The sequence below is a fragment of the Aquirufa sp. genome (assembly GCF_964796385.1).
Genome location: NZ_CBAUBA010000036.1, coordinates 1 through 15,372, shown reverse-complemented (window position 1 = coordinate 15,372; position 15,372 = coordinate 1). Strand labels below are relative to the sequence as shown.

The window sequence follows — 15,372 nt, the reverse complement described above, 5'->3', positions numbered from 1 at the left end:
ACGTTTACGCTTCGCCTATCGGGCCATTGTAATTCATGGGAAAATCGAATCCACCCTCACTTCCATCTTTATTAATGGGGCCAAAACTTTCCTCATATTTTTGCATATTTTCTTGCAATGCAAGCATCAGTCGGTAGGCATGGTCAGGTGTCATTACCACACGAGACTTTACTTTTCCTTTGGGTAATCCCGGTAAGATGCGGATAAAATCCATCACAAATTCGGATGGCGAGTGGGCGATCAAGGCTAAATTCACATAGGCGCCTTCTGCTAATTCTTCCGGTAATTCAATGTTAAGCTGGTTTTCTTCTGATTGGTTTTCCATAATTTCTCGAATAAGTTCTCAAATTACGAATCTACTTGGAGAATCCCATGTTGTTTTTGCCAAAGTCGCCAATAGTCTCCTCGTTTTGCAATCAGTGCCTCATGCGTTCCTTCTTCAGACACATTTCCCTCATGGAGAAATACAATCTGATGCGCATCTACTACACTAGATAAACGATGCGCAATCGAAACAATCGTTTTACCCCCTGCCATAAATTTCCTAAACAATACCTGCATTTCTGCCTCCGCATACGCATCGAGCGCCGACGTGGCCTCATCCAATAACAAAATCGCAGGATCATGGTACAACGCGCGCGCAATCGCAATGCGTTGTTTTTGACCACCTGAAAGCATGGCTCCATTTTCACCTAACAAACTAAGGTATGTACTTGGGAGTCGCTCTATGAATGGAGCAATGCCAACTTGTTGGCATAACTGCACCACATGTTTTATATCCGGATACTCTTCCCCCAACGCAATATTTTCAATGACATTTCCTGCAAATAATTCCACTTGTTGAGGCACAAGCCGTATTATTTTCCGTAAACTTTGAGGATGGACCAATTGAATATCATGTGCCCCAATTCGAATTTGGCCATTTGAAATTGGATATAGTTTGTGAATCAGCGCAAACAAGGTGCTTTTCCCACAGCCACTTTCCCCTACGATAGCCGTCCACTGATTATGTTTAAATCGCAATGAACATGATTCTAAAACGTGTGTGCGCGTTCCGTACATAAATCCAACATTTATTAATTGAATATCACCGATGTCGTCTGTCTCAAGCGTTATAAGCCCATCACTTTTCTCCACCTCTAAATCCATGATATCAAATAATCGCTCGGAGGCAATAATCGCGTGTTGGACCGCTTTGTTCGCCCCCATTAACGCAAGCATCGGATTCGTAACAAAACCCACTAACGCATAAAATGAGAATAATTCCCCCGGCGTTATAGAGCGATCTAGCACATATCCCGCCCCTTGCCACAAGACGGCAATTGTCACTACCTGGGAAATCAAGAGGGTACTGTTGGCCGTAAACAGTGCGTTTTTGCCTCCCTGATAAGATGTAAGCAAGAGTTTAACAAATCTATTCTCCGCTTTTTGTTGAATAAAGGAGGCAATGCCAAATTCTTTTATCGATCGATTGTGCTGTAAAGATTCCACCACGTGAATTTCAACTTGGGCCGCATCTTCCATGAGCCGACGCTCCATGCGTTTGTTTTGCCAATTTGCCAACCAGTATACTAGTCCATACGCTGGGATCGCCCATATCAGAAGCATCGCTAATGGGCCATAGGTTCGAAACATTAAGGCCAACGTAAATACCAGGACAAAGCAATTCACCAATAAATCCATGGCAACGTCATTGATAAAATGGCGTATTTTAATCGCATCATTTAATCGGGACGTTATCTCTCCTACGCGCATCGTATCAAAAAACGCCTGAGGTAAATGCAAGACATTTTGGTAGTATCCTAAAAGCAATCGCGCATCCATTTGCATACCCGTTTTCATAACCATTAAGGACTTGTTTGCGCCTATAAAAACTTGAAGTAGAACGATGCCTAACATCCCGACACTCAATAAATTCAAAAGGTTGCGGTTTCCGTCAACGAGGACGTAATCCGTGATTTTTTGGATGTAAATGGACATCCCTAAGCCGAGCATTGTATATAAAAGTGCACCAAGTATTGCTTGTATCCAGACTGTCCGATGGGGCTCCATTAATTTCCATAGGCGAAAAAGGGGTGTATTTCCAGTAGAGAAAGGCTTAAATGCGTCCCCTGGAATGGCCAACAAAACTACTCCGGTCCAAATATCCATCCAACGGTCCTGTGTATACTTTTCCATCTCGCCGGTGATTGGATCCATAACTTTTACGTGGCGCGAATTTACGCGGTAGATTACCACGTAATGCTGCAAGCCATTTTTTAGGTGGAGATGTGCTATGGCAGGTAAAGGCATTTCAGTCATGACTTCCCATTTGCCGCGGATGCCCTTTGACTTAAACCCCATTTTTTCGGCCGCTTGGCGTAGGCCTAAAATTGTTGTCCCTCGCAAATCTGTACTTGCCAATTGACGAATTCGTGCAATCGGAATTTGAATTTTATAATGATTTCCAATCGATGCCAAACAAGCAGCACCACAATCCTTAATATCGTGCTGTTTTACCCGGATAGAGGCCATGTTATGATTTTTGTCCGTTTGTGATCGGATTCAACCAAGCATCCACGTGATCAAACAATAATTGATACAAGCTTCTGCGTGTTACGATAAAATGCGCTGAAAGCGTCATCCCCTTTCGAATGCCCGCTTGATAGCCATTCTTGAGTTTGAGGTGCATGCGATTGAGCCGACAACGCACTTTGACGAAAAGTTGGTCATTTTGCTGGCTGACGTGTTGGTCGATGTCAACGACCTCTCCTTCTACTAATCCCCAATAATTATAGTTGTAGGCATCCATTTGAAATCTGACCCGTTGTGTTGCATGGACTAATCCAATATCTTGTGTGGCAACTAAACACTCGACGACCAATTTTTGATCAGGTGAAATTTCAGCAATTACATGTGCATTATTTATAAAGGTTCCTGCGGCATATCCTTTGTAGTTGACAATTGTCCCTGAAATCGGTGCTATAATGACATACTGTTTCTGTTCAAGCCTTAGCTTTTTCAAATTGGCTGTTTGGGTTTGATGGCTTGTTTTTAGCTCAGTTCGCTGACGTTCCCAATGACTTTGTTGCTTCTTAGTGGCCATGTTAAGTTGATTCGTAAGGTCATCCAAAGCATGTACATGTTGTTCATATTCGAGCGGGGGAATCACCCGCGCGTCGAATAATATCTGATTACGTTTCAAGGTATTTTCTGCCTGATGTACCTTCCCGCCTAGTTCTTTTAATTGCGCTTGGTATTGGGCGTAGTCGGCCTGCATAGCCAGCTGCCCAAAGGACAAATCCGAACCACGCAACGCGCGACTAAGATCCGCTAACTCCTGTTGATTTTGGAGGAGTTTCCCTGTCGTCAACTGCATCTCTGTGTTCAGAATGTCAGGATCCAAAATGAACAAGGTATCACCCTTGGCGACTTGTTGGTTTGCTTTAAAATGTACCGAAAGGATTTTGCTCGCCACCATATTCGTAATCGGAACATTTTCATACGAGCTCCGCACGATGCCCCGACTTTGAGAGCTGATGTCAACAAAAATATAGGGGAGTGCGAAGAGAAAACTGATTATCAGTATGACTAATACGATGTAGATTGAGCGCGTATTGACATGGGTTTTGGCCCATAGATTTTCAACCGTATAGGTGACGTTTGCTTCTACTGAATTCATTGCTTAGTGGGTTAGGTAGACAATCGATTAGATTGTTTCCATGAAATTGCGACATAAGCGTGAGAATGCGAAATGAGTCAAATGGCAACTTGGATAAAAACAAAGGGTGTAGCCTGAAAAATAGGCCTTTTAGGGCCTTTAGAGGCACAAATTCCAACTACTTGGCAAAATATATCGACAGCGTAAAATGAGCCCCAGGCCCCATAAAAAAAGCCCTGAACAAATGATTGCTCAGGGCTAATTTCAATAGGACTAACGTCTAAAGTCTAACGTCCAACGTCTAACGTCTAAAGTCTAACGTCCAACGTCTAAAGCCTAGCGTCTAATTTGCTACGCTTTCTTTCACCTCTTCTACTTCTATCGCTGTTGATTTTTCTAGTTGCTTTACTTCTTCAGCTGAAGTAACTAAAATATCAAGGTAGCGACGAACACCCGTTCCTGCAGGAATTAAATGCCCTACAATTACGTTCTCTTTCAAGCCGTCTAGGGTATCTACTTTGGCACGGATTGAAGCTTCAGAAAGAACTTTCGTTGTTTCCTGGAAGGATGCAGCCGAGATAAATGAATCTGTAGCTAACGAAGCCTGTGTGATTCCTTGTAAGTTAGATGAAGAAACGGCTGCTTGTGCATCACGTACTTTCATCAATTTCAAGTCACGGCGTTTCAATGATGAGTTCTCATCACGTAAAGCGCGTGCGGTAAGGATCATACCTGCTTTATATTTCTCAGAATCACCTGCGTCTAAGATTACTTTCTTGTCTAGGATCAAGTCATTTTCTTGACGGAAAACAAAACGATCTACGTTTTGATTTTGCAAGAATTGCGTATCACCTGGCTCAAGGATTTCAACTTTTTGCATCATTTGGCGTACAATACACTCGATGTGCTTATCGTTGATTTTTACCCCTTGAAGGCGGTATACATCTTGGATCTCATTTACTAAGTATTCTTGAACCGCAGTTGGCCCTTTAATTTTCAAGATATCAGATGGCGTAATCGCACCATCAGATAATGGCATTCCAGCACGTACGAAGTCATTATTTTGTACCAAGATAAAACGAGTCAATGGCACTAAGTAACGGCGTTCTGTTCCTTCTTTTGGCGTTACGATAATCTCACGGTTACCACGTTTGATGATACCATATGAAATTACTCCGTCAATTTCAGAAACGACTGCTGGGTTAGAAGGGTTACGTGCTTCGAATAATTCAGTTACACGTGGTAGACCTCCGGTAATGTCACGCGTTTTACCTGCTGCACGAGGAATCTTAGCGATAATTTGACCCGCTTTGATTTTCTCCCCGTCGCTTATAGTTAAACGAGCTCCTACTGGAACGTTGTATACCAAATTCTCCTTGCCTTTTGCTGTAATAAGAACAGATGGGTTTTTCGTCTTGTCTTTCGACTCGATAATCACCTTCTCGCGCATACCTGTTTGCTCATCCGCCTCTTCTTTATAGGTATTGTTTTCTTCGATTGCCTCGAATTCAATTTTACCTTCAGCTTCAGAAAGGATAACCGCATTGTATGGATCCCAAACGCAAATTTCATCTCCTTTTTTGATCGCTTGACCTTCTTTAACACGTAAGAACGAACCGTAAGGGACGTTATTCGAGATCAACACCTGCTTATTAGCCGGGTTGATAATCTGAACTTCACCTGAACGACCCATGACGATTTCCGTCAAGTTACCATCAGCATCCGTCGAGTTTACGGTACGAACTTCTTCAAAGTTCACAACGCCATCAAACTTCGCTTTAACGCTCGCATCTAAGGAAACGTTTTGGGCTGTACCACCCACGTGGAAGGTACGTAATGTCAACTGCGTTCCTGGCTCACCAATAGACTGCGATGCTATTACACCTACTGCCTCACCGATGTTCACCATGCGTGCTGTAGAAAGGTTACGTCCGTAACATTTCGCACAAACACCACTGCGCGTTTCGCATGTTAATACCGAACGAATTTCTACCGAATCGATAGCAGTTTCGTCGATTTTTTGAGCTGCAATTTCTGTGATTTCCTCACCAGACTCAACGATTAACTCGCCAGAAACTGGATCAATTACATCATGTACAGAAACCCGACCTAAGATACGCTCAGATAATGGCTCGATAATCTCGTCATTATCTTTCAATGGGAATACTTCAATACCACGAAGGGTACCGCAATCTTCTTCATTCACGATAACATCTTGAGCAACGTCATGTAAACGACGTGTTAAGTAACCCGCATCGGCTGTTTTCAAGGCAGTATCTGCCAAACCTTTACGCGCACCGTGTGTCGAGATAAAGTACTCCAATACGTCAAGACCTTCTTTAAAGTTAGAAAGGATTGGGTTTTCGATGATTTCACCTACCGAACCTTGCAAGTTCTTCTGAGGCTTAGCCATCAATCCACGCATACCACCTAGTTGGCGAATCTGCTCACGAGAACCACGGGCTCCCGAGTGCATCATCATGTAGATGGCGTTAAATCCTTGGTTGTCCTCTTCCATCTGCTTCATCAATGTCTCGGTAATTTTCGAGTTCACTTTTGTCCAGATATCAATAACTGCGTTGTAACGCTCGTTATCTGTGATTAGACCCATTAAGTAGTTGTCCCAAACCGCTTGAACATCTTCCTGTGCTTTCTTCACTAATGAAGCTTTCTCAGCAGGAATTTGAACATCGCCAATACCCATCGATAAACCACCGTGGAAGGCTTGTTGGAAACCTAATTCTTTGATATCATCCAAGAATTGAGCTGTACGTGCCATACCACAAATTTTGTGAACTTGTGAGATGATTTGTTGCAACTTCTTCTTTGTCAATAACTCATTGATGTAACCTACTGCCTCCGGAACACATAAGTTGAATAATACACGACCAGCAACAGTTTCCACCATTTCTTCTACCAATGTACCATCATCCTTACGTACCGTAGCTTTCACAACGATGTTCGCGTGCTTCGATAATTTCTTCTCGTTCAAGGCGATAACAACCTCCTCAAATCCATAGAAACGTGATGCTTCACCTGCCACTTTGTGGTCTGGTGTCGACTTACGTCCTTTAGTTACATAATATAAACCTAACACCATGTCCTGAGATGGTACCGTAATAGGGGCACCATTCGCTGGGTTCAAGATGTTATGCGATGCAAGCATTAACAAAGAGGCTTCCAAAATCGCTTCATGTCCCAGTGGAACGTGAACCGCCATCTGGTCACCATCGAAATCGGCGTTAAATGCCGTACAAGTCAATGGGTGCAATTGGATTGCTTTTCCTTCAATTAATTTCGGTTGGAACGCTTGAATACCCAAACGGTGTAACGTAGGAGCACGGTTTAAAAGAACTGGGTGTCCTTTCATGACGTTTTCCAAAATATCCCAAACCACAGGATCCTTACGGTCAACAATTTTCTTTGCCGACTTAACTGTTTTTACAATTCCACGCTCGATCAACTTACGGATAACAAACGGCTTGAATAATTCGGCCGCCATATCTTTTGGAAGACCACATTCGTGCATTTTCAATTCTGGACCTACGACGATAACCGAACGACCTGAATAATCGACACGCTTACCTAATAAGTTTTGACGGAAACGACCTTGCTTACCTTTCAACATATCTGAAAGAGATTTCAAGGCACGGTTACCTTCTGAACGAACCGCATTTACTTTACGTGAGTTGTCGAACAAACTGTCAACAGCCTCTTGCAACATACGTTTTTCGTTACGTAAGATTACCTCTGGCGCTTTGATTTCGATCAAACGCTTCAAACGGTTGTTCCGGATAATCACACGACGGTATAAATCGTTCAAATCAGATGTAGCAAAACGACCTCCATCTAATGGCACCAATGGACGTAATTCTGGTGGAATTACAGGAACCATTTTGATGATCATCCACTCAGGACGGTTATCGATACGGCCGATTGACTCACGGAATGCTTCCACTACTTTCAAACGCTTTAAAGCCTCAGCTTTACGTTGTTGAGAAGATTCCGTATCCGCTGCATGACGAAGTTCAGCTGATAAGCTGTTCAAGTCGATGCGCGTTAATAACATATTTAACGCGTCAGCACCCATTTTCGCGATGAATTTCTGTGGATCTTCATCAGGAAGGTGTTGGTTCTCGCGTGGTAATTTATCTAGGATATCTAAGTACTCGTCTTCCGTTAAGAAATCAAGGTATTGGCTACCAATCTTTCCTTCTTCCGCGTACATACCTGCTTGAACGACGCAATACCGCTCGTAGTAGATTATTTGATCTAATTTCTTAGTAGATAATCCAAGCATGTAACCGATTTTGTTCGGTAAGCTACGGAAGTACCAGATGTGTGCTACCGGAACCACTAATTCGATGTGGCCCATACGCTCACGACGTACTTTTTTCTCAGTCACCTCCACACCGCAACGGTCGCAGATAATGCCTTTGTAACGAATACGCTTATATTTTCCGCAATGACACTCCCAGTCCTTAGTTGGACCGAAAATGCGTTCGCAGAACAAACCACCCATTTCAGGTTTGTAGGTACGGTAATTAATAGTCTCCGGTTGAGTTACCTCACCGTTTGAACTTTCAAGAATCGACTCCGGTGATGCCAATGAGATGGTCACTTTTTGGAAATCGCTGTTCAGTTTTCTCGTCTTTTTAAATGACATTTTCGATGTATTTAATTGGAAAATGATTTCTTTTTAAGGGCCGGGGTTAGCGGCCAGATAAATGATTACTCAAGTGTGATTTCAAGAGCTAAGCCTCTCAATTCGTGAATCAATACGTTGAATGATTCTGGAATGTTTGGCTTAGGCATATTCTCGCCTTTCACAATTGCTTCGTACGCTTTGGCACGGCCGATCACGTCATCCGACTTCACAGTTAAGATCTCTTGCAAGATATTCGCTGCTCCAAAGGCCTCAAGTGCCCAAACCTCCATCTCACCGAAACGCTGACCACCAAACTGAGCTTTACCACCCAATGGTTGTTGTGTAATCAATGAATATGGTCCAATTGAACGTGCGTGCATTTTATCATCTACCAAGTGACCAAGTTTCAACATGTAAATGATACCCACAGTTACCGGTTGATCAAACATATCTCCCGTTAAACCATTATATAAGTAAGTACGACCCCAGTCAGGTAATCCAGCTAACGTTAATTCAGCTGCTACTTCCGCCTCAGTTCCACCGTCGAAAATAGGTGTTGCATAACGCTTACCTAATTTTTGTCCAGCCCAACCTAATACAGTCTCGTAGATTTGACCTAAGTTCATACGAGATGGTACTCCAAGTGGATTCAATACGATATCTACCGGTGTTCCATCTTCTAAGAATGGCATATCTTCCTCACGTACGATACGAGCTACAACACCCTTGTTACCGTGACGACCTGCCATCTTATCTCCTACTTTCAACTTACGTTTCTTCGCGATGTAGACTTTCGCCAACTTCACGATTCCCGCAGGTAATTCATCACCTACTTCAAGAACGAAACGCTCACGCTTAAATCGACCAGCGATTTCGTTACGCTTCACGTTGAAGTTCTTAATTAAGTTCATGAACAATTTGTTCAATGTTGCATCTGAAGTTGCCTCTTCTACGATCAAGTCAGAAAGCAAGTTGGCTTCTTCTTGAACCGCATACGTAGACTCATCACGATACATGTTTTTATCTGGGAATAATAATTCTTCGATATTCTTCGCTGAGAATTTAACACCCTTCTCCACGATTACTGTGCCGAATTTGTGCTTGATGCCCGCGCAAGTTTTACCCGCTAATATGGCTACAGTCTTCTCGATCATTTGGCGACGAATCTCCAAAAGGTCCTTACTGTATTCCTTCATTAACTTCTTCAATTCTGCTTTCGATTTGTCACGCTCTTCCTTATCCTTCTTAGGACGTGCGAACAATTTCGTATCGATAACCACACCTTTTAATGATGGTGGCGCTTTCTTCGAAGCATCTTTTACATCACCCGCTTTGTCACCAAAGATGGCACGTAATAATTTTTCTTCTGGCGTTGGATCCGACTCACCTTTAGGTGTAATCTTGCCAATCAAGATATCTCCTTCTTTCACTTCAGCACCTACGCGAACAACACCGTTCTCGTCTAGGTTACGAACTGTTTCTTCGGAAACGTTTGGAATTTCAGATGTCAATTCCTCTTCACCACGTTTTGTATCACGAACTTCTAATTCGAATTCTTCAATGTGGATTGACGTAAAGATGTCGTCACGAACAACTTTTTCTGAGATTACGATCGCATCCTCAAAGTTGTAACCTTGCCATGGCATGAACGCCACTTTCATGTTACGACCCAACGCTAATTCTCCCGCCTCAGTTGCATAACCTTGACAAAGCGCTTGACCCTTCTTTATTTTCTCCCCTTTGAAAACAATCGGCTTTAAGTTGATCGTTGTATCCTGGTTCGTTCTACGGAATTTGATTAATTCATATGTCTTCATTGATCCGTCGAAGCTAATTAACGCCTCTGATTCAGTTTGATCGTAGTTGACAACAATTTTCAATGCGTCTACATATTCAATCACCCCGTCACCTTCAGCAACAACCAACGTACGCGAATCAATCGCTACACGGTGCTCAAGACCAGTTCCTACGATAGGAGCTTCTGGACGTAAAAGCGGTACCGCTTGACGTTGCATGTTGGATCCCATCAACGCACGGTTCGCATCATCATGCTCCAAGAAAGGAATCAATGAAGCTGCAACCGAAACAATTTGGTTAGGGGCTACGTCCATATATTGTGCATCCGCTGGGTTAACCAATGGGAAGTCACCTTCAAAACGAGCCTTAACGCGATCCGTTAAGAATTTACCTGTTTTAATATCGATGGTTGCATTCGCCTGAACGATATTTTTACCATCTTCTTCTTCAGCTGTCAAATATTGAACATTGCTTGACGTATCTACTTTACCTCCATCAATCAAACGATAAGGTGTTTCAATGAATCCCATCGAGTTCACTTTCGCGTGAACACAAAGAGATGAAATCAAACCAATGTTTGGTCCCTCTGGAGTTTCAATCGTACACAAACGACCGTAGTGCGTATAGTGAACGTCACGAACCTCGAAACCAGCTCTTTCACGTGAAAGACCACCTGGCCCTAGTGCCGACATACGACGCTTGTGCGTTATCTCAGCCAATGGATTCGTTTGATCCATGAATTGAGATAATTGGTTCGTTCCAAAGAATGAATTAATCACCGACGATAAGGTACGGGCATTGATCAAGTCAACCGGTTTGAAATCTTCGTTGTCACGAACATTCATACGTTCTTTGATCGTACGCGCCATACGTGCAAGACCTACACCGAACTGAGCATATAATTGCTCACCTACGGTACGAACACGACGGTTAGATAAGTGGTCAATATCATCAACTACCGCACGTGAGTTGATCAAACCGATCAAGTACTTCACGATAGAAATGATATCTTCTTTAGTCAATACTTTGACATCCATTGGGATATCATGACCTAATTTTTTATTGATACGGTAACGACCTACTTCACCCAAATCGTAACGCTTGTCCGAGAAGAACAAGTTTTGGATGATATCACGAGCAGTTTGCTCATCTGGTGCGTCTGTATTACGTAATTGCTTGTAGATAACTTCAACGGCCTCTTTCTCTGAGTTCGATGTATCTTTTTGCAAGGTATTGTAAATGATATTGAAGTCAGAAACGTTCACGTCATCTTTGTGCAAGATCACTGTGGCCGAACCTGATTCTAAGATTGTCTCAACTTCGTTTTCTGTGATAACGGTATCACGCTCGATTAAGATCTCGTTACGGTCGATAGAAACTACCTCACCTGTATCTTCATCTACGAAGTCTTCTTGCCATGTTTTCAAAACACGTGCCGCCAAACGACGACCAACGATGCCTTTCACAGCTTTTTTGTCTACTTTGATTTCTTCAGCTAAGCCAAATAAATCCAAGATATCCTTGTCATTTCCGTAACCGATTGCACGAAGCAATACAGTAACTGGAAACTTTTTCTTACGGTCGATGTACGCATACATCACATTGTTAACGTCGGTAGCAAATTCAATCCAAGATCCCTTGAATGGAATGATACGTGCAGAATACAATTTCGTTCCGTTTGTGTGCTTCGATTGCGCGAAGAAAACACCAGGTGAACGGTGTAGCTGAGAAACGATTACACGCTCCGCACCGTTGATCACGAATGATCCACGCTCGGTCATGTAAGGAATGTTTCCTAAGAAAACCTCTTGTTCGATGGTTTGGAAATCCTCGTTGTCTGTGTCATTACAGATCAAACGCAATTTCGCTTTTAAAGGTACTGAATACGTCAAACCGCGATCGATACACTCATCTACCGAATATTTCGGTGGATCTACTGAGTAGTCGACAAACGACAAAACGAAATTTTCCCGCGAATCCGCGATTGGAAAATTTTCAGCAAATACTTTAAATAAACCTTCGTCCGTACGGTTTTCCGCAGCTGTCTCTAGCTGGAAAAAATCCTGGAAGGATTGGACTTGGATATCCAGAAAATCTGGATAATTGATCACAGACTGCGTTTTCGCAAAGCTGTGTCTTCCTGTGGCAGTGATGTTACTCAAGGCTTTATACGTTTTAAATTAAAATGAAAAATGGCCCTTAGGCACAATTTCTCGCCGTTTTCGACGAAAATTAAAAGCTGAATGCCTCGTAGATGATAAAATGATTTCCCCTTTGCGCCTCCCCTACGATAAGAGATTTGTGTTTCAGAAAAACATTTTTCGGATTCGCCCGTAGGCTTTAATCCTAAAATAGCCTGCAAAAGTAGGGAAAGTTTTTTAAAGTACAAATAGGGGAGGAGGATTTTTTTAGTCAGTAGTCAGTCCGAAGGGAAAGAGTCCGGAGTGGTTAGTAGACAGTAGTCAGTCCGTATCTTTTACTTCTTATCTCTTATCTCTCCCCTCTTTATAAGTAAACTGATACAATGATTTTATGCACCACTCGTTTAGCAACTGAATTTACCTCCGGACTCTTTCCCTTCGGACTGCCCACTGCCCACTGACCACTGACTACTGACCACTGACTACTGACCACTGACCACTGACTACTAACCACTGACTACTGCCCACATGCTCGCTCGCCTAAAATACTACTTCCGCTTTACCCTTGGAATGACACGCAATGAATTGAGGGGTGCGATGGTATTGGTTGCGTTAATCGTTTTTGGGATGGGGCTTGATGCGATTGTGCGTTTTCGCGCTCGCCAAAAAGTTATTGCTTTTTTGGACCCGATTCAATTAGAGGTGAAGTACAGCCGTATGGAGGTTGCTCAAAAAAGCCGTTTGGCAAAAAAATATCCAAAGCCTTATTATTTCAAAGCAACTTGGGCACCTCGAAAGCAGGATGATTGGAAGATTGATATGAATGGGGCAGACTCGTTGGCTTGGGTAGCCTTACCTGGTATTGGCCCTGGATTCGCCAAACGTATTTTGAAATTTAAAGCGCAGTTGGGTGGTTTTTATCAGGTAAGCCAATTAAATGAAGTGTACGGAATGGATACAGTCTGGGTAGAGCGCAATCGGAAGCGGTTTCATTTGGGCGCGGGAGTCTTTCGGAAATTACAGGTGAATCGCTTGCTTTGGCAGGAATTTCGACATCCGTACTTACCTTATGCACAAGTCAAGCTGTTTTTGAACTATAGAAAACAGCACGGGGTGGTTCGGGATTTTGATGAATTAAGCCAAATTAAGTTGTTAGACATGCGTGTCTGGGAGCGCTTACGTCCTTACCTTGCTTTTGACCCATAAAAAATCGTTAAATTTGCGCCGATAAACACTTCAATTCATACTATATATGTCAACAGGCTTTTTTAAAGTACCTACACCGATTAATGAACCCATTTTAGGTTATGCCTCGGGGTCTGCAGAGCGGACAAAATTGCAACAAACGATCGCAGATTTACGTGGTCAGCAAGTGGAGATTTCGATGCGTATCGGAGGCAAATCGGTGAAAGGCGCAAAAAAAATGCCGATGACATGTCCGCATGATCACCAACACGTGTTAGGATATTATTATGAAGGTGGTAAATCGGAGGTTGCTTCGGCGATCGATTCAGCCTTATCTGCACATAAAGCATGGTCGAGTACCCCTTGGGAGCGCCGGGCAGCAATTTTTTTAAAGGCTGCGGAATTGTCGGCAACGAAATATCGGATGCAATTAAATGCGCGGACGATGTTGGGGCAATCCAAAAACGCTTTTCAGGCGGAGATTGACGCAGCGTGTGAATGGGTAGATTTTTTACGTTTTAATGTTCATTTTGCTTCACAGATTTATGCAGACCAACCGGTTTCATCGCCGGGTGTTTGGAATCGGGTGGAATATCGGGCTTTGGAAGGTTTTGTGTATGCGTTGACGCCTTTCAATTTTACGGCTATTGCGGGCAATTTGCCAGCGGCACCCGCATTGATGGGCAATACGGTGGTTTGGAAGCCGTCGCCCACGCAGGTGTATTCGGCGGGCTTATTAATGGATATTTTGGAGGAGGCGGGTTTGCCGGTGGGTGTGATCAATTTGGTATTTGCGGATGGTCCCGAGGCCGGAGATGTTGTCTTTTCGCATCGCGATTTTGCGGGCGTTCACTTTACGGGATCGACGGCTGTATTCCAAACGATTTGGAAAAATATAGGTAATAATATTTCAAATTATAAATCTTATCCTCGGATTGTGGGGGAGACTGGTGGTAAGGATTTTGTGGTAGCTCACTCGTCGGCAGATGCGAAAGCATTAGCGGTGGGATTAATTCGGGGAGCTTTTGAATATCAGGGGCAAAAATGTTCGGCTGCATCTCGTGCGTATGTTCCAGCTTCTTTGTGGCCAAAGGTGGAGGCTTATTTAAAGGAAGACTTAGCGGCTATTCGAATGGGTGGTACAGAGGATTTTGGAAATTTTGTTAATGCGGTGATTGATGCGAAGGCGTTTGGTAAGATTTCGGGATTTATTTCGGATGCCAAGAAGGATACGGATGTGACGGTTGTGGCGGGAGGAAATTGCGATGATTCGAAGGGATATTTTGTGGAGCCAACGGTCCTGTTGACGAAGAATCCGAAATCGAGAACGATGGTTGAGGAAATTTTTGGACCTGTGTTGACGATTTATGTGTATCCGGATGCGGATTGGAAGCAAACGTTGACATTGGTTGATGAGACATCTGCTTATGCGTTGACGGGTGCTATTTTTGCACAGGATTCGTACGCATTGGAGGAGGCTAAGGCATCATTAGTAAATTCGGCTGGTAATTTATATGTAAATGATAAATGTACGGGGGCGGTGGTTGGCCAACAGCCATTTGGTGGTGCGCGTGCTTCGGGGACGAATGATAAGGCGGGATCGTATTTGAATTTGTTGCGCTGGGTTTCGCCGCGAACGGTGAAGGAGGTATTTGTGTCGCCGGTTGATTTCAGGTATCCATTTTTGGGCTAAGCGATTATATATTTCATTGGGAAACCTTGCAGATTTGAATTTTGCAAGGTTTTTTGTTATTGATCTCCGTTGACTTTCAGGTGATTAGGGTTTAGGGTACAATTAATTTCGATTGGGGTGTTGGTATTTATAAATTATTCCTACATCTTTGCACTCCCAATTGCTAGGAAAACGATTCTGGCGCATTGACTTAGGGTTTGATTGCTTGAGTTTCGACTTGGTGATTAAGCTTAAAGTTAAAAGAGTTCTTTGACGTGTTGGTAGAAAT

At 43.2% G+C, this 15,372-nt stretch carries 7 protein-coding genes; 2 read left to right on the top strand and 5 right to left on the bottom strand.

The features are described 5' to 3' along the window. Positions 1-4: 4 nt before the first annotated feature. From AC1W6K_RS10075 to rpoB, 5 genes are all read right to left on the bottom strand, one after another. A complete protein-coding gene (locus AC1W6K_RS10075) occupies positions 5-325 on the bottom strand; it encodes a DUF3467 domain-containing protein (protein WP_395785474.1) in 321 nt (106 codons plus the stop codon). Between the two features lie 23 nt (positions 326-348). Further along, a complete protein-coding gene (locus AC1W6K_RS10070; protein WP_481947381.1) occupies positions 349-2,514 on the bottom strand; it encodes a peptidase domain-containing ABC transporter in 2,166 nt (721 codons plus the stop codon). 1 nt (position 2,515) lies between these two features. After that, positions 2,516-3,661 carry an HlyD family secretion protein gene (locus AC1W6K_RS10065; protein WP_481720588.1) on the bottom strand — a complete coding sequence of 382 codons (1,146 nt, stop codon included), beginning with the start codon at positions 3,659-3,661 and terminating at the stop codon, positions 2,516-2,518. 322 nt (positions 3,662-3,983) lie between these two features. After that, entirely contained in the window at positions 3,984-8,306 is a 4,323-nt protein-coding gene (gene rpoC, locus AC1W6K_RS10060) for a DNA-directed RNA polymerase subunit beta' (RefSeq protein ID WP_481722078.1), read from the bottom strand. 65 nt (positions 8,307-8,371) lie between these two features. Beyond that, complete coding sequence (gene rpoB, locus AC1W6K_RS10055) at positions 8,372-12,247, bottom strand: DNA-directed RNA polymerase subunit beta (RefSeq protein WP_481722076.1); 3,876 nt, start codon at positions 12,245-12,247, stop codon at positions 8,372-8,374. A 507-nt stretch (positions 12,248-12,754) separates the two neighbouring features. Between rpoB and AC1W6K_RS10050 the strand changes: the two genes are divergently transcribed. Both AC1W6K_RS10050 and pruA read left to right on the top strand, forming a co-directional pair. Next, positions 12,755-13,432, top strand: a complete 678-nt coding sequence (locus AC1W6K_RS10050; protein WP_481947380.1) for a helix-hairpin-helix domain-containing protein — start codon at positions 12,755-12,757, stop codon at positions 13,430-13,432. A 46-nt stretch (positions 13,433-13,478) separates the two neighbouring features. Further along, positions 13,479-15,104, top strand: a complete 1,626-nt coding sequence (pruA, locus tag AC1W6K_RS10045) for an L-glutamate gamma-semialdehyde dehydrogenase (protein ID WP_481947379.1) — start codon at positions 13,479-13,481, stop codon at positions 15,102-15,104. Positions 15,105-15,372 lie beyond the last annotated feature (268 nt).

Excerpts from the sequence above, each read along its gene's own strand:
- AC1W6K_RS10075 (WP_395785474.1), bottom strand. The coding sequence starts at position 325 with ATGGAAAACCAATCAGAAGAAAACCAGCTTAACATTGAATTACCGGAA.
- AC1W6K_RS10070 (WP_481947381.1), bottom strand. The coding sequence starts at position 2,514 with ATGGCCTCTATCCGGGTAAAACAGCACGATATTAAGGATTGTGGTGCT.
- AC1W6K_RS10065 (WP_481720588.1), bottom strand. The coding sequence starts at position 3,661 with ATGAATTCAGTAGAAGCAAACGTCACCTATACGGTTGAAAATCTATGG.
- rpoC (WP_481722078.1), bottom strand. The coding sequence starts at position 8,306 with ATGTCATTTAAAAAGACGAGAAAACTGAACAGCGATTTCCAAAAAGTG.
- AC1W6K_RS10050 (WP_481947380.1), top strand. The coding sequence starts at position 12,755 with ATGCTCGCTCGCCTAAAATACTACTTCCGCTTTACCCTTGGAATGACA.
- pruA (WP_481947379.1), top strand. The coding sequence starts at position 13,479 with ATGTCAACAGGCTTTTTTAAAGTACCTACACCGATTAATGAACCCATT.